The sequence below is a fragment of the Streptomyces sp. NBC_00490 genome (genome assembly GCF_036013645.1).
GTDB lineage: Bacteria > Actinomycetota > Actinomycetes > Streptomycetales > Streptomycetaceae > Streptomyces > Streptomyces canus_F.
Genome location: NZ_CP107869.1, coordinates 4406187 through 4427142, shown reverse-complemented (window position 1 = coordinate 4427142; position 20956 = coordinate 4406187). Strand labels below are relative to the sequence as shown.

The 20956-nt window shown below is 69.6% G+C and carries 17 protein-coding genes and 1 other RNA gene; 10 read left to right on the top strand and 8 right to left on the bottom strand.

The annotated features are described in order from the left end of the window. The first annotated feature begins 35 nt into the window (after nucleotides 1–35). Together prfB and OG381_RS19930 are read left to right on the top strand one after the other, a co-directional pair. Nucleotides 36–1139, top strand: a complete 1104-nt coding sequence (prfB, locus tag OG381_RS19935) for a peptide chain release factor 2 (protein WP_327717425.1) — start codon at nucleotides 36–38, stop codon at nucleotides 1137–1139. Between the two features lie 289 nt (nucleotides 1140–1428). Further along, nucleotides 1429–2040, top strand: coding sequence for a hypothetical protein (locus OG381_RS19930; protein WP_327717424.1), 612 nt, complete (start codon nucleotides 1429–1431; stop codon nucleotides 2038–2040). A gap of 96 nt (nucleotides 2041–2136) precedes the next feature. On the opposite strand, the gene OG381_RS19925 is transcribed toward OG381_RS19930, so the two are convergent. After that, the gene (locus tag OG381_RS19925) at nucleotides 2137–2328 is read right to left on the bottom strand and encodes a hypothetical protein (RefSeq protein ID WP_307029951.1); all 192 of its coding nucleotides are present in this window, start codon (nucleotides 2326–2328) and stop codon (nucleotides 2137–2139) included. 231 nt (nucleotides 2329–2559) lie between these two features. Here OG381_RS19925 and ftsE point away from each other — a divergent pair, with 231 nt between their 5' ends. The 8 genes from ftsE to dacB all read left to right on the top strand — a co-directional run bounded on the left by ftsE (nucleotide 2560) and on the right by dacB (nucleotide 9883). Beyond that, the gene (gene ftsE, locus OG381_RS19920) at nucleotides 2560–3249 is read left to right on the top strand and encodes a cell division ATP-binding protein FtsE (protein ID WP_030780423.1); all 690 of its coding nucleotides are present in this window, start codon (nucleotides 2560–2562) and stop codon (nucleotides 3247–3249) included. 34 nt (nucleotides 3250–3283) lie between these two features. After that, a complete protein-coding gene (ftsX, locus tag OG381_RS19915; RefSeq protein ID WP_327717423.1) occupies nucleotides 3284–4201 on the top strand; it encodes a permease-like cell division protein FtsX in 918 nt (305 codons plus the stop codon). Between the two features lie 67 nt (nucleotides 4202–4268). Then, on the top strand, nucleotides 4269–5438 hold the full coding sequence (locus OG381_RS19910; protein WP_327717422.1) for a S41 family peptidase: 1170 nt from the start codon (nucleotides 4269–4271) through the stop codon (nucleotides 5436–5438). A gap of 58 nt (nucleotides 5439–5496) precedes the next feature. After that, a complete protein-coding gene (gene smpB / locus OG381_RS19905) occupies nucleotides 5497–6039 on the top strand; it encodes an SsrA-binding protein SmpB (RefSeq protein WP_327722510.1) in 543 nt (180 codons plus the stop codon). 98 nt (nucleotides 6040–6137) lie between these two features. Then, nucleotides 6138–6524: a transfer-messenger RNA gene (gene ssrA / locus OG381_RS19900) on the top strand. 58 nt (nucleotides 6525–6582) lie between these two features. Further along, on the top strand, nucleotides 6583–7239 hold the full coding sequence (locus OG381_RS19895) for a hypothetical protein (RefSeq protein ID WP_327717421.1): 657 nt from the start codon (nucleotides 6583–6585) through the stop codon (nucleotides 7237–7239). Nucleotides 7240–7314: 75 nt separating this feature from the next. Next, on the top strand, nucleotides 7315–8280 hold the full coding sequence (locus OG381_RS19890) for an extracellular catalytic domain type 1 short-chain-length polyhydroxyalkanoate depolymerase (protein ID WP_327717420.1): 966 nt from the start codon (nucleotides 7315–7317) through the stop codon (nucleotides 8278–8280). A 46-nt stretch (nucleotides 8281–8326) separates the two neighbouring features. Beyond that, nucleotides 8327–9883 carry a D-alanyl-D-alanine carboxypeptidase/D-alanyl-D-alanine endopeptidase gene (gene dacB / locus OG381_RS19885; RefSeq protein WP_327717419.1) on the top strand — a complete coding sequence of 519 codons (1557 nt, stop codon included), beginning with the start codon at nucleotides 8327–8329 and terminating at the stop codon, nucleotides 9881–9883. 25 nt (nucleotides 9884–9908) lie between these two features. Here dacB and OG381_RS19880 read toward each other — a convergent pair whose 3' ends face one another. The 7 genes from OG381_RS19880 to OG381_RS19850 all read right to left on the bottom strand — a co-directional run bounded on the left by OG381_RS19880 (nucleotide 9909) and on the right by OG381_RS19850 (nucleotide 20899). Continuing rightward, the gene (locus tag OG381_RS19880) at nucleotides 9909–12815 is read right to left on the bottom strand and encodes a glycoside hydrolase family 3 C-terminal domain-containing protein (protein ID WP_327717418.1); all 2907 of its coding nucleotides are present in this window, start codon (nucleotides 12813–12815) and stop codon (nucleotides 9909–9911) included. A gap of 59 nt (nucleotides 12816–12874) precedes the next feature. Next, the gene (locus OG381_RS19875) at nucleotides 12875–13885 is read right to left on the bottom strand and encodes a LacI family DNA-binding transcriptional regulator (protein ID WP_327717417.1); all 1011 of its coding nucleotides are present in this window, start codon (nucleotides 13883–13885) and stop codon (nucleotides 12875–12877) included. Next, entirely contained in the window at nucleotides 13885–16134 is a 2250-nt protein-coding gene (yicI, locus tag OG381_RS19870) for an alpha-xylosidase (protein WP_443061915.1), read from the bottom strand. The genes OG381_RS19875 and yicI overlap by 1 nt, the downstream gene beginning before the upstream one ends. A gap of 11 nt (nucleotides 16135–16145) precedes the next feature. Beyond that, on the bottom strand, nucleotides 16146–16970 hold the full coding sequence (locus OG381_RS19865; protein WP_327717416.1) for a carbohydrate ABC transporter permease: 825 nt from the start codon (nucleotides 16968–16970) through the stop codon (nucleotides 16146–16148). Further along, nucleotides 16967–17908 (bottom strand): carbohydrate ABC transporter permease, encoded by a 942-nt coding sequence (locus OG381_RS19860; RefSeq protein ID WP_327717415.1) that lies wholly within the window; start codon nucleotides 17906–17908, stop codon nucleotides 16967–16969. Before OG381_RS19860 ends, OG381_RS19865 begins: the two co-directional genes overlap by 4 nt. Then, nucleotides 17905–19176 (bottom strand): ABC transporter substrate-binding protein, encoded by a 1272-nt coding sequence (locus tag OG381_RS19855; protein WP_327717414.1) that lies wholly within the window; start codon nucleotides 19174–19176, stop codon nucleotides 17905–17907. Before OG381_RS19855 ends, OG381_RS19860 begins: the two co-directional genes overlap by 4 nt. Before the next feature lie 406 nt (nucleotides 19177–19582). Then, nucleotides 19583–20899, bottom strand: a complete 1317-nt coding sequence (locus OG381_RS19850) for an MFS transporter (protein ID WP_327717413.1) — start codon at nucleotides 20897–20899, stop codon at nucleotides 19583–19585. Nucleotides 20900–20956 lie beyond the last annotated feature (57 nt).

Here is a 20956-nt window from a genome sequence, read left to right as displayed (position 1 = left end):
CGCTGGTCGGTTGCCACAGCCGTTAGGCTGGAGGCGTGGCAGTCGTCGATGTATCCGAAGAGCTCAAGTCCCTCTCCTCGACCATGGAGTCGATCGAGGCCGTTCTGGACCTCGACAAGCTGAGGGCAGACATCGCCGTGCTCGAGGAGCAGGCGGCCGCGCCGTCCCTGTGGGACAACCCGGACGAGGCGCAGAAGATCACCAGCAAGCTGAGCCACCTGCAGGCCGAGGTCAGGAAGGCCGAGGCGCTGCGCGGGCGGATCGACGATCTCTCCGTGCTCTTCGAGATGGCCGAGGAGGAGGACGACCCGGACACGCTCGCGGAGGCCGAGTCCGAGCTCGTCTCCGTCAAGAAGGCGCTGGACGAGATGGAGGTCCGGACGCTGCTGAGCGGTGAGTACGACGCCCGCGAGGCGCTCGTCAACATCCGCGCCGAGGCCGGTGGCGTCGACGCCGCCGACTTCGCCGAGCAGCTCCAGCGCATGTATCTGCGCTGGGCCGAGCGCCACGGCTACAAGACCGAGATCTACGAGACGTCGTACGCCGAAGAGGCCGGCATCAAGTCGACCACCTTCGCCGTACAGGTGCCGTACGCCTACGGCACGCTCTCCGTCGAGCAGGGCACCCACCGGCTCGTCCGGATCTCGCCCTTCGACAACCAGGGGCGCCGTCAGACCTCCTTCGCGGGTGTGGAGATCCTGCCCGTCGTGGAGCAGACCGACCACGTCGAGATCGACGAGTCGGAACTGCGCGTCGACGTCTACCGTTCCTCGGGCCCCGGCGGCCAGGGCGTGAACACGACGGACTCCGCGGTCCGGCTCACCCACCTCCCCACCGGCATCGTGGTCTCCTGCCAGAACGAGCGCTCGCAGATCCAGAACAAGGCCACGGCCATGAACGTCCTCCAGGCCAAGCTGCTCGAGCGGCAGCGCCAGGAGGAGCGGGCGAAGATGGACGCCCTCAAGGACGGCGGCAGCTCCTGGGGCAACCAGATGCGTTCGTACGTCCTGCACCCGTACCAGATGGTCAAGGACCTGCGCACCGAATTCGAGGTTGGAAACCCGCAGGCCGTGCTCGACGGTGAGATCGACGGTTTCCTCGAAGCGGGAATTCGCTGGCGCAAGCAGCAGGAGAAGTAAGTTTGTCGACAAGGCAACTACTGCCCCCGCGGCGGTAGTTGCCTTTTCTGTGCCCGGATGTCTGGGTTTTACATCACACTCACAGGCTCCGTCTCCCCGCAAAGAACCCTTACCCGGACATCGCGTACGCAACGGCCTTGACGTTGCTTTGAAAAATGGGAAGGGTGAAGCGCGGCATGCGTATCTCTGGGGCGCATGTGAACCGGGGGACTCGCACGCAGGCGCCCCCGTCGATCACGGCCCCCGAGCGCCGCCTCACTGACGATGAGCTACTGGGGGTAGCAACCATATGACCAAGAAGACGCGCATCCGGATCGCGCGCATAGCCGCCGGCGCCGTGATCGCGGCCGGCGCCTCCCTGACCGCCGCGGGTGCCGCCTCCGCGGCCGAGACGGACGACTGCCTGCTCGGCATCCTGTGCGGCGAGGAATCGCCGACCCCGGACCCGACGCCGACGGACCCGGTCCCCACCGACCTCCCGACGGATCTCCCGACGGACCTCCCGACGGACGAGCCGCCGATCACCGAGGAGCCCACCGACGAGCCCACCGAGCCCACGGAGGAGCCCACCGAGGACCCGACGGACGAGCCCACCGCGGACCCGACCGACGACGACGGCAACAACGGTGGCGGCAACGGCAACGGGGGCGGCAACAACGCCGACCCCGACGGCGGCTCCGACACCTCCGCCCAGCAGCAGGGCTCCTCGGCCCTGACCGACACCGGCTCGGACACCTCCACCGACACCTCGGCCCAGGGCGGCGGCGCCGAGCTCGCCGAGACCGGCGCGGGCGACAAGACCACGTACCTGGTCATCGGAGCCGCGACGATGATCGCCGGCGGTATCGGCTTCCGCATCCTGCCGCGTCTCGCGGGCGGCCGCGGCGGTGCCGCAGCCTGACGGTGACCTCGCGCACACGACAGGTGTGCACGGCGTACGACGAGGGGCCCGGAGCGAGTGATCGCTCCGGGCCCCTCCGGCGTTCCCTACGGGCGCCTACGCGGTCTGGTGGGCCAGCAGGGCCAAGGCCGCGATCAGCACCGCGAGCAGAGCGATCAGCGTCATGGGGTTGAGCTGGCCGAACAGATTGTCCTGGGTGAGCCGCTCACGGTTCGCGCGGCAGACGGGGCAGCGGCCCTCATTCACGGGCGCGGCGCAGTTCGCGCACACCAGCCGGTCGTACGTCATGCGCTCGCCCTCCTAGTGCCGGTTCCTCCTACAGAACGCTCTCGGGGTCCGGAACGTTCCCCCTCCACTGTGCCAGGTTCCTCCGGAAACGGCTCGAGCGCTCTCGGAGTGACCCCCTGAGCAGGTACACAAAAGGCACATCCGGCACGCAACCGCAACCGGCGCCTGCGCCCGCACACCCCGGTCGCGTAAGGTCACGCTCATCTACCCCCGGCTAACCGTGGTGCATCCGTGATCCGATTCGACAACGTCTCCAAGGTCTACCCCAAGCAGACCCGCCCCGCACTCAGGGATGTGTCCCTGGAAGTGGAGAAGGGCGAGTTCGTCTTCCTCGTGGGGTCCTCCGGCTCCGGAAAGTCCACCTTCCTGCGGCTGGTGCTCCGCGAGGAGCGGACCAGCCACGGCCAGGTGCACGTCCTGGGCAAGGATCTCGCTCGCCTCTCCAACTGGAAGGTGCCGCAGATGCGCCGCCAGCTGGGGACGGTGTTCCAGGACTTCCGGCTCCTGCCGAACAAGACGGTCGCGGAGAACGTGGCCTTCGCGCAGGAGGTCATCGGCAAGTCGCGCGGCGAGATCCGCAAGTCCGTGCCGCAGGTGCTCGACCTCGTCGGGCTCGGCGGCAAGGAGGACCGGATGCCGGGCGAGCTGTCCGGTGGTGAGCAGCAGCGCGTGGCCATCGCGCGGGCCTTCGTCAACCGGCCCAAGCTGCTGATCGCCGACGAGCCCACCGGCAACCTCGACCCGCAGACCTCCGTCGGCATCATGAAGCTCCTCGACCGGATCAACCGGACCGGCACCACCGTGCTGATGGCTACGCACGACCAGAACATCGTGGACCAGATGCGCAAGCGCGTCATCGAGCTGGAGCAGGGCCGCCTCGTCCGCGACCAGGCGCGCGGCGTCTACGGCTACCAGCACTGACCGCACAGTCCACGGAAAGGCCCAACCAGACGCCATGCGCGCCCAGTTCGTACTGTCCGAGATCGGTGTCGGTCTCCGTCGCAATCTGACGATGACCTTCGCCGTCGTCGTCTCCGTCGCCCTGTCCCTCGCCCTGTTCGGCGGGTCGCTCCTCATGAGCGACCAGGTCAACACCATGAAGGGCTACTGGTACGACAAGGTCAACGTCTCGGTCTTCCTCTGCAACAAGAGCGACGCCGAGTCCGACCCCAACTGCGCCAAGGGCGCGGTGACCGACGACCAGAAGAAGGAGATCCTCGGCGACCTGGACAAGATGTCGGTCGTCGAGAAGGTCACCTACGAGTCCCAGGACGCGGCGTACAAGCACTACAAGGAGCAGTTCGGCGACTCCCCGCTGGCGGCCTCCCTCACGCCGGACCAGATGCAGGAGTCGTACCGCATCAAGCTGAAGGACCCGGAGAAGTACCAGGTCGTCGCGACCGCCTTCGACGGCCGGGACGGCGTGCAGTCCGTGCAGGACCAGAAGGGCATCCTGGACAACCTCTTCGGCCTTCTCAACGGCATGAACTGGGCCGCGCGAGCGGTGATGGCGCTCATGCTGGTCGTCGCCCTGATGCTGATCGTCAACACGGTGCGCGTCTCCGCGTTCAGCCGACGGCGCGAGACCGGCATCATGCGCCTGGTCGGCGCCTCGGGCTTCTACATCCAGGCCCCGTTCATCATGGAGGCCGCGGTCGCCGGGCTCATCGGAGGCACGGTCGCCTGCGGATTCCTGGTGGTCGCCCGCTACTTCATCATCGACCACGGCCTGGCCCTGTCCGAGAAGCTCAACCTGATCAACTTCATCGGCTGGGACGCCGTACTGACGAAACTCCCGCTCATCCTGGCGACCAGCCTGCTGATGCCGGCCTTGGCGGCGTTCTTCGCGCTGCGCAAGTACCTCAAGGTGTGACACATGCCAAGAGGGCCGTACGGGCAACCGCCCGTGCGGCCCTTCGCGTTGTCCTAGACTCACCCGCATGTCAGGCCGAGACCTGTTCTGTCAGCCCCGTCGCATCGGCCGCGGGGCGGCCCTGACGTTGGTGTTCGCGAGTGTGCTGGTGGCGGGGGCCGCGACCGGGTCGTTGCCCGAAGCCGACCGGAAAAGCACGCAGGACAGGGCGGGTTCGGCCGTGCCGGCCGGGCGGCAGGAGAACGTCGCCGACGCCGCCGCCGAGGCCATGGCCGCCGGGAAGTCGCCCGTGGAGGCGGCCGAGCGGGCCGTCAGCCGTAGTGGGGACCGGTGGGGCGCCGTCTACTCGCCGGGGGAGTACGAGGAGTTCGAAGAGGCCCTCGACGGGCGGTACACCGGCGTCGGGCTGTGGGCACGGCGGGAGCGGGGCGGGCGGATCGAGGTGACCAAGGTGCGGGCCGGGTCGCCCGCGGCCGTCGCCGGGGTCCGGGCCGGGGACCGACTGCGCAGTGTCGACGGGCGGAAGGTCGACGGGCGTCCCGTCACCGAGGTGGTCTCCTTACTGCGCGGTGACGCCACCGACGCGCCGGCCGGTACGGCGGTCACGCTCGGGCTGGAGCGGGGCACGCGCGCGTGGGACGAGACGGTGCGGCGGGCCCGGCTGTCCACGGACTCGGTCACCGTCCGGCAGCTCGCGGGCGGGATCACCGTCATCAAGATCGACTCGTTCACCAAGGGCTCGGGCGACGCCGTCCGCACCGCCGTACGACAGGCCCCCGCCGCCTCCGGCGTCATCCTCGACCTGCGCGGCAACTCCGGCGGCCTGGTCACCGAGGCCGTCACCGCCGCCTCCGCCTTCCTCGACGGCGGCCTCGTCGCCACCTACGACGTCGACGGCGCCCAGCAGGCCCTGCACGCCGACCTCGGCGGCGACACCACCAGACCCCTGGTCGCGCTCGTCGACGGCGGCACGATGAGCGCGGCCGAGCTGCTCACCGGCGCGTTGCAGGACCGGGGGCGCGCGGTGGTCGTGGGGTCCCGCACCTTCGGGAAGGGCTCGGTGCAGATGCCCAGCCGGCTCCCCGACGGGTCGGTCGCCGAGCTGACCGTGGGTCACTACCGGACGCCGTCCGGGCGTGGTGTCGACGGCAAGGGCATCACCCCCGACCTGGACGCCGACCAGCAGATGATCGAGCGCGCGGAGACGGTCCTGAGCGGTCTGGGCCCCCCGTCGTAAACGACTTCCCGTCCACCCCCTCCGTAGTGCGAAAATGGGCGGCACTATGAGCAAGGGAATGTACGTACCGAAGGAGTCCCAGCCCAAGCAGGGCGGGACGGCCGCCACGGGCCGGGACGGCGAGAAGGGCGGCAAGCGCAAGATCGTCGCCCAGAACAAGAAGGCCCGGCACGACTACGCGATCATCGACACCTACGAGGCCGGCATCGTGCTGAGCGGTACCGAGGTCAAGTCGCTGCGCGAAGGACGGACCTCGCTGACCGACGGCTTCGTCCAGATCGACCAGGGGGAGGCGTGGCTGCACAACGCCCACATCCCCGAGTATCACCAGGGCACCTGGACCAACCACTCCGTGCGCCGCAAGCGCAAGTTGCTCCTGCACCGCGAGGAGATCGACAAGCTGGAGTCGAAGGCCCAGGAGACGGGTCACACGATCGTGCCCCTCGCCCTGTACTTCAAGGACGGCCGGGCCAAGGCCGAGATCGCCCTCGCGCGAGGAAAGAAGGAGTACGACAAGCGGCAGACCCTGCGTGAGCAGCAGGACCGGCGGGAGTCGGACCGGGCGATCGCGGCGGCGAAGCGCAGGCAGCGGGGCCAGTAGGAATAGGCTGGCACCCCGGTGCGTTGGTCACGTACGATGGGTACAGCACCTCAGCGAAGGTGCGCGCCCCTCTTCGGAGGGGATTGAAAAAACAACATGGGGATGATCGGTTTCGACAGCGGATGTCGAAGCAGGGGAAGCGTGTCGAGGAAGCGGCAATGATCTCGTAAACCATATGTCGCAACCAATAATCGCCACTAACAAGAGCGATTCCCGCGCCTTCGCCCTCGCTGCCTAATAAGCAGTGAGCGGAGGCCCTAACGGGTGTCAGCCCGGGAGTGTTCCCGACCCGGATCCTGGCATAATCTAGGGAACTAAACCATCGAGCCCGGTCACGGGGTTCGATGGGAAATCAAACAGTGACTGGGCCCGTCGGCGACTTGTTCGCGTGATCGCCGGGGCCGAGAAAATCACAGCGAACTGCACACGGAGAAGCCCTGATTCTGCACCGTTGGACGCGGGTTCGATTCCCGCCATCTCCACCATTTCCCATGTGGGCGAGGCCCCGTAGCTTTCGAGCGGCGGGGCCTTTGCCATGCCGCCATGACCCACGGACGTGCCTTGACCGACGAGACCGAACCCCGGCAGCTGCTGCTGCGCGCCGACGCGGATCCGCCGTGGGACGACCTGTCCACCGGCCTCGCCACCGAGCTGCCCGCCGACCTCACCGACCGGCTGCGCGCGTGGATCCAGGCCCGTCCGCCCGGCGGCTTCACCGCCCGGCCGGCTCTGCGCAAGCACGTCAAGCAGGGGTTGGAGGTGGCCCGGGCGCTGGCGAAGCAGCTCGGTCCCGCATGGGTGGTGCGGTACCGGGACGAGCGGCACCGCACCGACAAGACCGTGTGCTGGGGGTGCGGGCAGCTGTACTGGTCCCTCGACGCGCACGGCACCCCTCCCCACCCGCTGCACCTTGTCGTCGAGTGCGAGTACAAGTGGCACCCGCTGCACGCCGAGGGCTTCGGCGACTTCGCCCCCGACGACCCCGCCGCCGCCCTCGATCTCTCCGACGGTCTGGTGGACGACCTGAACCGGTGGGCGCGGGACGTCACCGCCGCCATGGACACCTGGCTGACGGACCGGGACGACGCCGCGCTCACCGCGGCCCACGACCGACTGTGGGACGTGGGCCGGGAGTTGACCGAGCGGCTCGCCCGTGAGGTGGGTCCGGGGCGGACGGTGACCTACGGAGGGGTCTGGTAGCCCCACGGTCGGCCCGCCCGTTGTGGTGCGCGACCCCATATCGGGGGCTCGTTCACGCTTCTACGGTCCCTCCCCATGACACAGACCAGAGCCGCGACCCTGCTCACCGTCCTGACGGCCCTCCTCGCCGTCCTCCTGACCCCGACGCCCGCCTCCGCCTCCTCCGTCCAGGAGGTCACCGGGTTCGGGACCAATCCCGGCGCGCTGCGGATGTTCCGGTACGTCCCCGACGGGCTGCCCGCCGGGCGCCCCGTCGTCGTCGCGCTGCACGGGTGCACACAGAACGCCTCCGGATACGGCACCGGCAGCGGGTGGACGCAGCTCGCCGACCGGTGGGGTTTCTCCGTGGTGCTGCCGCAGCAGCAGTCCGCCAACAACGCCTCGCTCTGCTTCAACTGGTTCCAGAGCGGCGACATGGCACGCGGCCAGGGCGAGGCCGCCTCCGTCGCGCAGATGGTGGAACGGCAGGTCGGCGATGTCTCCGGAGGGCCGGTGCATGTCACCGGGCTGTCCGCCGGGGGCGGGATGACCGCCGTGATGATGGCCGCGTACCCGGAGAAGTTCACCGCGGGCGGGATCGTCGCCGGGCTGCCGTACGGGTGTGCGCAGGCCGCCGGGTCGCCGTATGTGTGCATGTACGTCGGGGCCACGCAGACGCCGGGCCAGTGGGGCGACCGGGTGCGGGCCGCGCGGCCCGGGTACGCCGGACCCTGGCCGAGGCTGGTCGCGTTCCAGGGGACCGCCGACTACACCGTGAAGCCCGTGAACATGAGCGACCTCGTCGAGCAGTGGACCGATGTGCAGGGCGGCGACCAGGTCGCGGACGTGAGCGACACCGTCGCCGGATATCCGCATCGGACGTACACGAACGCGGGCGGCACCACCGTCGTCGAGACGTACAGCGTCACCGGCATGGGGCACGGGCAGCCCGTCGACCCCGGCAGCGGGAGCGCGCAGTGCGGGACCGCGGGGGCGTACATCCTCGATGTGAACCTGTGTGCCGCGTACCGGATGGGGGTGGCCTGGGGGCTGGGCGGCTGAGAGGCGTTCTGGTGAGGAGCGCCGGGATCCGGAATGCTCGGCCGACATGAACCCCCACAGAGGCAAATGGACTTGGGCCGTCACCGTGGCGCTCGTCGCCGCCGTCCTCGGCCCCGGCGCACAGGCCGGAGCGGACTCGGACCGCTCCGGCCTTCCCGAGGCCATCGACACCGTCCTGGGCGACGCCCGGATGGAGGGCGGGGTGGCGAGTGTCGTCGTCGCCGATGCCGCGAGCGGTGAGCTGCTGTACCAGCATCTGCCGAGCACCCGGCTGATGCCCGCCTCCAACACCAAGCTGTCCACCTCGGCCGCCGCGATGGAGATCCTCGGACCCGGGTACCGGTTCACCACGGACGTCCTGGCCCACGGGCGACGCTCGGGCTCCGTGCTCCGCGGCGACCTCTACCTCCGCGGCACCGGCGATCCGACCCTGCTCGCCGCCGACTACGACAGGCTCGCCGCCCAGGTCGCCGCGTCCGGCGTGACCCGCGTCGACGGGCGGCTGATCGCCGACGACACCCGGTTCGACGCGCAGCGGCTCGGGCGCGACTGGGCCTGGGACGACGAGTCGTACTACTACGCGGCCCAGATCAGCGCGCTGAGCGTGGCCCCGGACACCGACTACGACACCGGGACCGTGATCGTGACGGTCGCCCCGGGGGCGGCGGCGGGGGACGAGCCGGTTGTCACCGTCACACCCGACACCGACTACGTCGACATCGACGTGCGGGCCACGACCGTCGCCGCCGGTGGTGCGAACGCCCTCGCCGTCGAGCGGGAGCACGGTACGAACGACATCGTCGTCAGCGGTACGACACCCGTGGGCGGCGCGGGTGCCAAGGAGTGGATGACCGTCTGGGAGCCCACCGGATACGCGGCCGCCGTCTTCCGTGACGCGCTCGCCGACCACGGGGTCAAGGTCACCGGCCCGAACCGGCTCGGACGGCGGACACCGGCCGGAGCGAGGCCTTTGGCGTCGCACGACTCCATGGCGCTCAAGGACCTGCTCATCCCGTTCATGAAGCTGTCCAACAACATGCACGCCGAGATCCTCACCAAGGCCATGGGCTACGAGGTGTCGCAGCAGGGCAGTTGGAGCGCCGGGCTCGCCGCCATCGCCGGATACCTCAAGGGCATCGGCGTCGACACCGCCAAGGTGCGGCAGGTCGACGGCTCGGGGCTGTCGCGGATGGACAACTTCCCCGCGGGACAGCTCGCCAAGCTGCTGCTCGCCGTGCGCGCCGAGCCCTGGTACGCGGACTGGAAACGCTCGCTGCCGGTCGCCTGTGACCCGGACCGGTTCGTCGGCGGCACGCTGCGGACGCGGATGTGCGGGACGGCCGCCGCACTCAACGCACGGGCGAAGACGGGGTCGTTGACGGGGGCGTCGGCGCTCTCCGGGTACGTCACGGACGCCGGCGGACGTGAGCTGGTCTTCAGCATCGTGCTGAACAACTACCTGGCGTCCTCCGTGAAGCCGCTGGAGGACGCCATCGTGGTCACGCTCGCGAAGTCGACGGAGGAGGCAGCCACGCTGGTCGAGCCGAGGACAGCGCGGGGCGGCGACCTCGAGTGCGCGTGGCGCAAGCCCGTCCTCTGCTGAGGCGGAGGGCCCGCGCCACGCGGTCTCAGTCCAGGCTGAACGTCGCCAGGCGCAGGCCCGCTCCCTTCAGCACCAGGTAGACGTCGGTACGGCCCTTCGCCGCGCGCGAGAGGTCGGTGGTCACCGTCTCGTAGGCGTACGGCGACGAGGTGCCGCCGAAGTCCGCCGTACCGGCGAGGGTGCCGGTCGGGGAGCCCAGCCGGATTTCGACCGTGCCGGACGCGCCGGCCACGCGGGCCGTGAACGTCGAGGCGCCCGAGCCGAGTCGGGCGTCGCCGTACTTCAGCCACGCCCGGTCGCCCGTCGCCCCCACGGCCGTACCGCGTTCCTTCGACTCGTCGACGAGACGTGTGCCGTCGTAGTCGTCGAAGTTCTCGGCGCGGGTCGTGCGGGACAGGACGCGGGCCGGGATCGTCTCGCCGGACACCTGCCAGGTCGTGCGGGTGCGGATGTCGGCGGAGGAGGAGCCGGCGAGGATGTCGTAGGTGCCCTGCTCCACCACCCACTTGGAGCGTGTGACGTCCCAGTGCGCGAGGTCCTTCTTCGCCAGCCTCAGCTTGACCGTCCTCGTCTCGCCCGGCTTCAGCGTCACCCGCTGGAAGGCCTCCAGCTGCTTCAGGGGCTGCTTGTCGCGGGAGACGCGCTGGTGGGCGTAGAGCTGGACGACCTCGTCGCCGGTGCGGGCGCCGGTGTTGGTGACCTTCACCTCGTAGCCGTCGGCCGTCCTGTGAAGTCCGCCGTAGCGGAAGGACGTGTAGGAGAGCCCGTGACCGAAGGGATAGAGCGGGCTGCCCTTGAAGTACTGGTAGGTGCGGTCGGACTTGATGATGTCGTAGTCGAGGATCGACGGGAGGTCCGACTCCGAGCGGTACCAGGTCTGGGTGAGGCGGCCCGAGGGGTTGGCGTCGCCGTAGAGGAGGTCGGCGAGGGCGTTTCCGGTCTCCTGGCCCGCGTGGGAGGTCCACAGGAGGGCCGGGACCTCCTTCTGGAGGGCGCCGAGGGTGGTCGGGTAGCTGTTCTCGACGATCACCACGACCCGCGGGTTGGCGGCCTTGACCGCCTTTACCAGTGCTTCCTGTGCCGGGGCCAGGCCCATGTCGGTGCGGTCGTGGGCCTCGCGGCCGTTGATCGACGGGTTGGAGCCGACCACGACCACCGCGTGGTCCCTGCCCTTGACCGCGGCCACGGCCTCGTCGACGCCGCTGCGGACGACGTCCTTGGTGTAGTGCGCGGCGGCGTCCTTCGCGACCAGGCCGAGCGTGCCGTCCGCGCCGGCCGGGCCGAGGTAGACGGGGTTGCCCCACCACGGCTCCTCGGTCTCGTAGCCGGCGTAGCGCAGGAGGTAGGTGCCGTCCGGCTGCTCCTCCAGCTTGAACTGCTGCTGGACGTACCAGCCGTTCGGCTGTGCCTGGTCGTTGACGAAGTTCGCCCAGTTGTAGCCGACGTACTTGCCGTTGGCGGCGGAGCGCAGGGTGACGATGCCCGCGCCCCAGTCGAAGACGTCGAACTGGGCGCTCGTGTCCGAGGCGGACGTCTCCTTGAGCGGCTCGCCGTCCGCGTCCGTGCCCGCTGTGACGTAACGGCCCGTCTCCGCGTTCTTCAGCGCGATCCGGTCGACGCCCTCGTTGGTCGTGACGGCGGTGCCGAGTTTGGCCGCGATGCCGTCGGCCGGGGTGACCGCGTAGGGGAGCGTGCCCGAGTACCAGTCGGTGTAGAGGGTGTCGGCGAGCGGGCCGACGACGGCGACGTCCTTCGCGGACTTCTTCAGCGGCAGGGCGCCCGCCTGGTTCTTCAGCAGCACGGCACCTTCCGTGGCCGCCTTGCGCGCCAGCTTCTGGTGGGCGGGGCTGTTGATGACGGACTTGTCGATCGCGCCGTACTTGCCGCCGCCCGGGTCGAACTCGCCGAGCCGGACGCGCACGGACAGGATGTGCCCGGCGGCCTCCTCGACGTCCGACTCCTTCAACAGGCCCTGCTGCAGGGCGGATGTGATCGCGCCGGTGGTCACCGAGGAGTTCGCGTCGTTGTCGGTGAAGCTGTCGATGCCGGCCTTCACGGCCGCGGCGTCGCCCTCCGTCACGCTCGGGTAGTACTTCTGGTCGCCGGGGAGGTTGCCCGGGGCGAAGGCGTCGGTGACGTTCAGGAGGTCGTAGGAGGTCCACTTCCGTACGACGCCGTCCAGGTCCGGATTCACCGTCGCGGGGCGGCCGTTGACGAGGTTGTACGAGGACATGACCCCCGTCGCCGCGTTCGCCTCGATCGCCGGTCTGAAGGCCGCCTCGTCGTACTCCTTCGCGACGCGCGGGCGCAGGTCGGAGGAGGTGGTGGTGCGGTGCCACTCGTTGTTGTTGGCGAGGTAGTGCTTGAGGGTGGGCGCGGTCTTCAGGTGATCGGGATCACCGCCGGTCAGGCCCTTGCCGTACGCCGTCGACAGGGCGCCGGTCAGTGCGGGGTCCTCGCTGTAGCCCTCCTCGTTGCGGCCCCAGCGCGGATCGCGGAGCGGGTTCACCACGGGCGCCCAGAGGTTGAGGCCCCAGCCCGCCGGGCGTTCCTGCTGGAAGCCGCGTGCCTCGTCGCCGACCGCCGAGCCGACCTGTTCCATCAGGGCCGGGTCCCAGGCGGAGGCGAGCCCGACGGCCTGGGGGAAGACGGTGGTCTCGCCGAGCCAGGCGACGCCGTGCAGGGCCTCGGTGCCGGTACGGAAGGACTCGATGCCGAGGCGGGGGATGGCGGGCTGGTACTGGTGGAGGAGGGAGATCTTCTCGTCGAGGGTCAGCCGGTCCAGCAGGTCGTCGACGCGCCGGTCCACGCTGAGGGAGGGGTCGCGGAAGGGATACGGGGTCTCGGCGTGGGAGGGAACAGTGGCGCCGAGCCCCGCGATCAGGGCCAGCGCCACCACGAGTGTGGCTCTGCGTCTCTTGCTGCCTCTCATGTCACGGCTCCTTCGGGTAGGGCCTTGCATCTACGGGCACACAGGGGCATCCGTGGGGGTCAGGGGGCGTTTCTCGGCGCCGTGCTCGCGCGTTCCGTCATGCGGGGCGGCAGCAGCGTCGCCTCGGGCACCGTCTTGCGGTCGAGCTTCTTCATCAGCAGCTCCACGGCCCGGGTGCCGACCTCGGCGGAGGGCAGGTCGACCGAGGTGACGGGGACGCGGAGGTTCCCGGCGAGTTCGTCGGGGCAGATGGCGGTGACGGAGAGATCGGCGGGGACGCGCAGGCCGAGTTGTTCGAAGGCGTCGATGAGGGGTTCGAGGATCGCCTCGTTGTGGACGACGACCCCGGTCAACGCGGGCTGCTCGCGCAGCAGGTGCTCGGCGACCTGGCGGGCGGCGGCGGGCGAGGCCTCGCACGGGTGGACCGAGGAGGCGAGCCGGCCCCGGTCCGCGGCGGCGGTGAAACCCTGGACCACGCGCTGGGCGAACGCGGTCTGGCGGACGTACACCTCGGGCGGTGACCCGACCAGCGCGACCACCCGGTGCCCGAGCCGCGCCAGATGCTCCACGCACGCCTCGCCGGCCGCCTTGAAGTCGAGGTCGATGCAGGTCAGACCGTCCGCCTCGGCCGGGAACCCGATCATCACCGACGGCCGTTCCAGCGAGCGCAGCAACGGCAGCCGGGGGTCGTCGAGCTGGACGTCCATGACGATCATCGCGTCCACCAGTGCCGTGTCGGCGACCCGGCGCAGCCCGTCCTCGCCCTCCTCCTGCGTCAGCAGCAGCACGTCATGGTCGTGGCGCCGTGCCGTCGTCACCACCGACACCGCGAACTGCATCACCACCGGGACGTGGATCCCGGTGCGTAAGGGCACCACCAGCGCCAGCACGTTCGATCTGCTGCTGGCCAGGGCCCGGGCGCCCGCGTGCGGCCGGTAACCCAGTTCGCGGATGGACGCCTCGACGCGCTGCCGGGTCTCCTCGGAGATCGGGCGCTTGCCGCTGAGCGCGTAGGAGACAGTGCTCGGGGAGACTCCGGCGTGCCGGGCCACATCAGTGATCTTCACCATCAGCCCAGCTCCACCGTGAGAAACCCGGTCCCGGCCTGCGCCCGCCCGACCCGCTCCCCGGCAGCGAGCGCCCACGGCGCCGAAGGGTCGCTGCACGAGGCCCGCAGCGTGTCCCCTTCGCGTACGACGGTGTAGGCCACCTCCCCGATCCGTACCGTCACCCGGGCGCCCCGCTCCAGGCCGTAGGCCCGCAGGGTCACCCCGTCGGCGTGGTCGTAGTCGGGCCGGTCGGCCACCGCGCCGACCGGGATCACCGCACCGGGCCGTACGAGCAGCGGCACGCTGAGGAAGCCGTGCTGCTCGCGGACCCAGCGCGGGCCGGTGACCGTCCGCCCGCTGACGAAGTGGGTCCAGGTGCCTTCGGGGACGTAGTAGGCGACGTCGTCGGAGTCGCTGAAGACCGGCGCCACCAGCAGATCGGGGCCGAGCATGTACTGCCGCTCCAGATGCGCGCACCCGGGGTCGTCCGGGAACTCCAGCACCATCGCCCGCATGACCGGCACGCCCTCGGTGTGGGCGGTGCGGGCGGCCTCGTACAGATACGGCATGAGCTGGAGCTTGAGCCGGGTGAAGTGCCGCAGCACGTCGACCGATTCCTCGTCGAAGAGCCACGGGACGCGGTACGACGAACTGCCGTGCAGCCGGCTGTGGGAGGACAGCAGGCCGAAGGCCAGCCACCGCTTGAACAGCGACGGCGTCGGGGTGCCCTCGAAGCCGCCGATGTCATGGCTCCAGAACCCGAACCCCGACAGGCCCAGCGAGAGTCCGCCGCGCAGTGACTCCGCCATCGACTCGTACGTCGCCTCGCAGTCGCCGCCCCAGTGGACCGGGAACTGCTGGCTGCCCGCCGTCGCCGACCGGGCGAAGACAACCGCCTCCTCCTCGCCCCGGTGCTCGCGCAGCACGTCGAAGACGGTGCGGTTGTAGAGGTAGGTGTAGTAGTTGTGCATCCGCTCCGGGTCCGAGCCGTCCGACCAGGCCACGTCGAGGGGCACCCGCTCCCCGAAGTCGGTCTTGAAGCAGTCGACGCCCTGCGCGAGCAGCCCCTCCAGCTTGGACGCGTACCACTCGCGCGCCGCCGGGCTGGTGAAGTCCACGATCGCCATCCCCGGCTGCCAGAGGTCCCACTGCCAGATCCTGCCGTCCGGCCGCTTCAGCAGATGCCCGAGCGCCTTGCCCTCCGCGAAGAGCGGGGAGCGCTGGGCGATGTACGGGTTGATCCAGACGCAGACCCGCAGCCCGCGCTCCTTGAGCCGCTTGAGCATGCCCTCGGGGTCCGGGAACACCCGTGGGTCCCACGCGAAGTCGCACCAGTTGTGCTCGCGCATCCAGAAGCAGTCGAAGTGGAAGACGGAGAGCGGGAGGTCGCGTTCCCGCATGCCCTCGATGAAGGAGGTCACCGTCTCCTCGTCGTAGGAGGTGGTGAAGGAGGTCGAGAGCCACAGGCCGAAGGACCAGGCGGGCGGGAGGGCCGGACGGCCGGTCAGGGCGGTGTACTTGCGGAGGATGTCCTTCGGCGTCGGGCCGTGGATGACGTAGTACGTCAGCTGCTGGGTCTCCGCGCTGAACTGCACCCTGGAGACCGCCTCCGAGGCGACCTCGAAGGAGACCTTGCCCGGGTGGTCGACGAAGACGCCGTAGCCCGCGTCGGTCAGATAGAACGGGACGTTCTTGTAGGCCTGTTCGGTGGTCGTGCCGCCGTCGGCGTTCCAGATGTCGACCACCTGGCCGTTCTTGACCAGGGGGCCGAATCTCTCGCCGAGGCCGTAGACGCTGGTGCCGACCGTGAGGTTGAGCTGCTCGCGCAGATAGTGGCCGCCGGCCGCGTCCCGCATGATGCCCATGCTCTTGTGGCCGCTGCTGGTCAGGATCCGGCCGTGGGCGCGGAAGTCGAGGTGCCAGGGGCCCTGGGTGGCGAAGCGGACCGAGAGGTCGCCGGAGGTCAGGATCGCGTGGTCGTCGTCGTAGGAGATCTGTGCGGCGGGGTGGTCCGTGCTGAGCTCGAAGGCGGGGCCGGTGGGCTGTTCGCCCTCGAAGTGGGTGAAGGTGACGCCCACGACGTCCGGCATCGGTGTGTGGGCGTTGATGGTCATGACCGGTCCCGTCATCAGGTCGCCGCGGCTGAGGATGGGCCGGGAGGGTGCGTGGATCTCCAGACCGGACTCGGTGGGGGTGACGTCGAGGACCTGGGCGGGGTGGTCCGCCGTGACGCCTTCGCGCAGCAGCCAGTAACCGTCGGTGAACTTCATGTGGGGGTTCCTTATTTGACGGCACCCACGGCGATGCCGCGGGTGAGGGTCCGCTGGAACAGAAGGAAGAAGACGATGGCCGGGAGCACGCCCAGGAGCGCTGCCGCGTTGGTCATGGTGGCGTCCATGAGGCGCTGGCCCTGGAGGACGCCGAGGGCCACCGACACCGTCTGGTTGTCGTTGGAGATCAGCATGACCAGGGGGAGCAGGAACTCGTTCCAGGTCCAGATGAAGAAGAAGACCAGCAGCACGCCGATGGTGGGGCGGCTCACCGGGACGACGATCCGCCACAGGATCTGCCACTTGTCGGCGCCGTCGATCTTCGCGGCCTCGATGATCTCGCGGGGGAACTGACCGAGGACGGAGGAGAGGAGATAGGTGCCGAACGCCGCCTGGATCACCGTGAACACGATGATCACACTGAGCCTGGTGTCGTAGAGCCCGGCTTCCTTGCTCAGGTAGTAGATCGGGTAGACCAGCGCCTCCTGCGGCAGCATGTTCGCCAGCACGAAGAAGGCCAGCACCCAGGTGCGGCCCTTGATGCGGCCGATGCCGATCGCGTACGCGTTGAGGACGGACAGGATCACCGCGAGGACTGCGACTGCGCCGCTGATCAGCAGGGAGTTGAAGAGCTTCTGGCTGTAGTCGACGCGCTCCCAGAAGTCCTTCAGACCGTCCAGGTAGACGCCGTCGGGCAGGCTCAGCGGGCCGTTCTGGGAGTACTCGGCGGGCGACTTGACCGCGTTGACCGCGACGATCAGGAAGGGCACGACCATGAAGAGGGCCGCGACGCACAGGGCGACGAGGACGGGGTAGCGGCGCAGTGCGGTGCTCATGCTGTCCCCGCGCGGGTCTGGAGCTTCAGGCCGATCAAGGAGAGGGCCAGGATGATCACCGTGAGGACGGTGGAGATGGCGGCGCCGTAGCCGACCTGCGTCTTCTCGAAGAACGTGGTGAAGGAGAAGTAGGACGGGACGTTCGTGGCGCCGCCCGGGCCGCCCTTGGTCAGGACGTACACCGCCCCGAAGACCTTCAGCGCGGCGATCGTGCACCACGTCAGCACGACGTAGATCTCCGGGCGGATCTGCGGCAGCGTGATGTGCCAGAACCGGCGCCACCAGCCGGCGCCGTCCAGCTCGGCCGCCTCGTGCAGCTGCGGGTCCACGCGTTGCAGGCCCGCCATGAAGATGACCAGCGGGAAGCCGAGCTGGACCCAGACCATCACGCCCATGACGCTGTAGAGGGCGATGTCGGGGTCGCCGAGCCAGTCCTGCCGCCAGCTCGACAGCCCTACGGCCTTGAGGAGTTCGTTGAGGGAGCCGTCGGTGGGAGCCAGGATCCAGCTCCAGACGATGCCCGCGACCGCGATCGGCAACACCTGGGGGAGGTAGAAGCAGGCGCGCAGGACCGCGACGATCCTCGATCCGAAGTGCTTGCCGATGTAGTCGAACAGCGCGGCGGCCAGGACCAGTCCGACCGCCGTCGGCACGGCCGCCATGGCGAGGACCATGAACAGGCTGTGCCGGAACGACTCCCAGAACTCCGAGTCGTCCATCAGCTCGCGGTAGTTGGCGAGGCCGGTCCAGCTGGGGGAGCCCACGCCCTGCCAGTCGGTGAAGCTGACGCCCGTGTTCATCAGGAACGGGACGACGATGACGGTGAGGAAGGCGAGGACGCCGGGGAGGAGGAACAGGGCGTAGGAGTCGCGGGGGCGGCGAGGGTGACCGGCGTGGGTCTCTTCGCTGGTCACCCTCTTCTCGACGGTCACCGTCATTGCTTCGGCGCGCCCTTGTCGTACGCCTCCTGGAGGGCGTCCAGATAGCCGTCCGGCTGCTCGCTGTTCGTGATCAGCTTCTGGGTCTCGGAGACGAGGACGTCGTAGTAGCCGGGGACCGGCCAGTCGGGGTAGAAGGCCAGGCCGTCCCGCTCGGACAGGACGTTGAAGTTGTCGATGAGGGCCTTCGACCTCGGGTCCGTGATGGCGCTCGCGTCGGCCGCGACCGGGACACCGCCCTTGTTGCCGAGCAGGTTCTGGATCTTCTTCGACATGGTGATGTCGATGAAGTCGTAGGCCAGCTTCTTGTTCTTGGCGCCCTTGGGGACGACCCAGAGGTTGCCGCCGGAGCCGAGGGTGAGGTTCGAGTCGGGCCACAGGAAGGTGCCCCAGTCGAACTTCGCCTCGTCGACGAAGCGGCCGTACCACCAGCTGCCGGAGAACAGGATCGGCGACTTGCCCTGGATGAAGGAGACGCCCGCGTCCTCGGCCTTGGCGCTGCTGGAGGTCTTGGCGATGTAGCCCTTCTTCACCCAGTCCGCGAAGGTGTCGGCGGCGTGGCTCCAGGCGGTGTCGTGGAAGTCGGTCTTGCCCTTGTAGAGCTCGTACGAGTCGACCCAGGAGCGGTCGGCCTTCGACAGGGCGAGCTGGTAGAGGTACTGCTGGGCGATGTACTCGGCGCCGGCGTTGGCGAGCGGGGTGACCTTGTTCCGGACGAACGTGTCCATCGCGGCGGTCAGTTCGTCGAACGTCTTCGGCTCGGCGATCTTGTACTTCGCGAAGAGGTCCTTGTTGTAGAAGACCATCGTGTACTCGGCGTAGTTGGGGACGCCGTACCACTTGCCGGAGCCCATCACGCCGTTGGTGTCGTACACGCTGGTGGTGCGGACGCTCGCGCCGAGTTTCTTGTCCCAGCCGCGCGTGGTCGCCTCTTGGGTGAGATCGGTGAGGAGCCCCTGCTTGGACAGGAGGCCCGCCGTCGCGTTGCCCTTGTTGTACTCCATCACGTCGGGCGCGTCGGAGGAGTTGAGGACCATCGGGGCGGTCTTCTGGATCTGTTCGAAGCCCTTCTCCTCGAACTCCACCTTCACGCCCGGGTGCTTGGCCTTGAACTCCTTGATCGCCTCGTTCCAGGCCTGTCCCATCGCGCTGTTGGGGGCCTCGTAGTGCCACAGTTTGAGCGTCTTGCCGTCCTCGGACGACCCATTGTCCGAGTCTCCGCAGGAGGCCAGGAGCAGTGACCCGGTCAGGGCCACCGCCGTCGCCATCACACGCCTTCGTGCCGTCAACATCCCGTGCCTCCAGGGAAGTTCGGAGCCGGATGGTTCTCGGAGCGGCGTCACGCGGCGAGGTTCGACGGGGATCGTCGAATCGATTCGACGCGTGACGTCGAAGCGCTTCGACGGGCGAAGGTATGTGCGAGCTGTGGGGGCGTCAATGGGGTGCGCGCGAATTGGGGCGCGGTTCCGGGTGTTTCGCCCCCGCTCCCAGGGGGCGCTGCCCCCTGGACCCCCGCTCCTCAAACGCCGGAGGGGCTGAATCAAGCTCAGCCCCTCCGGCATCCCGGGACGAGGCTGCCGCCGTCCCGAGCCCCCACCCACCCGCCGGGGGCTGCGCCTCTCATCGCAGGTTCAGGCAATTCCAGCCCGTCCGGCGCTTGAGGACGAGGCCCGTTCAGGGCCGAAGCGGGGGTCTGGGGGCGCAGCCCCCAGGGATGGGACGGGTAGGGGCGGCGGGGGCGAAACGAACCCGCCCCAGCGTGATCAGCAGCGCCACCGCCGCCGCAGCGACCGGTACGCCGAATCCCGCCGTCGCCGACACGTGTTCCGTCGTCCAGCCGCCGAGCGCGCTGCCCCCGGCGATCCCGCCGAGCAGGCCGGTCACGGCGAGGGTCATGCCCTCGTTGAGGCGGCCCTCGGGGGTGTGTTCCTGGACGAGTGTCATACCGGTGACCATCGTCGGCGCCGTCGCCATCCCGGCGATCAGCAGCGCCGCCGCGAGGGCGAGGAGGGAGCCGGTCAGGGACGCGGCGAGCAGCGGCAGGGTCATCAGCGCGGTCATCGCGGCCACGCACCACGGATAGCGCCGCTCGGCCGGACCGGACGGCTTCCACGCGCCGTACAGCAGGCCGGCCGCGCAGGAACCGGCCGCCTGGAGGGCCAGGACGACACCGGCCGCCGAGGGGTGTCCCCGGACGTCGGCGAACGCGAGGGTGACGACCTCCATGGACCCGAACACCGCGCCCATGGCGAGGCAGACGGCGAGGAGCGCGGGGATGCCGGGGGCGCGCAGCGGGGCCCCGGTCCTGCGGAGCGAGCCGGACACCGGCGGCTCCGTCGACCGCTGTGCCGCGAACGCCAGGATCCCGGTCACCAGCAGGGCCACCCCGACGAGCGTCCCCGCCTCCGGGGCGAGCGAGCCGCACAGCACCACCGCCAGCACCGGGCCCAGCATGAAGCACAGTTCGTCCGCGGCCTGTTCGAAGGAGTTCGCGGTGTGCAGGGCCTTGTCGTCGCCCCTGAGCAGATGGGCCCAGCGGGCGCGGGACATGCCGCCGGTGTTGGGGGTGGTGGCGGTGGCGGCGTACGCGGCGAACAGCGTCCAGTCGGGTGCGCCCCGGTGGACGCACAGCACCAGGGCGAGCGAGCCCAGCGCCGCGAGCAGCGTGGCCGGTACGGCGACCCGGGCCTGGCCGTACCGGTCGACGAGCCGTGCCGTCCAGGGCGCGACCAGCGCGGTCGCCGCGAGGCCGGTCGCGGTGACGGCGCCGGCGAGGGCGTACGAGTCCCGGGCGGCGACGATCATGACGACGGCGCTCACGCTGAACATGCCCATGGGCAGGCGGGCGAGGAGGTTTCCGGCGGTGAAGGCGCGGGTGCCGGGGTGGGAGAAGAGGCGGCGGTAGGGGCCGGGTTCCCGGTGACGGGTCCGGGGCGTGAAGTCGACGGCGACGAGCGTGTCCGCGGTCGTCGTGAACAGGGGCTGCGGCATGGGTCCACCGTCGCCCGGGAGTGATCAGGGGGTCCAACACCTGATCGGTGGGCATTC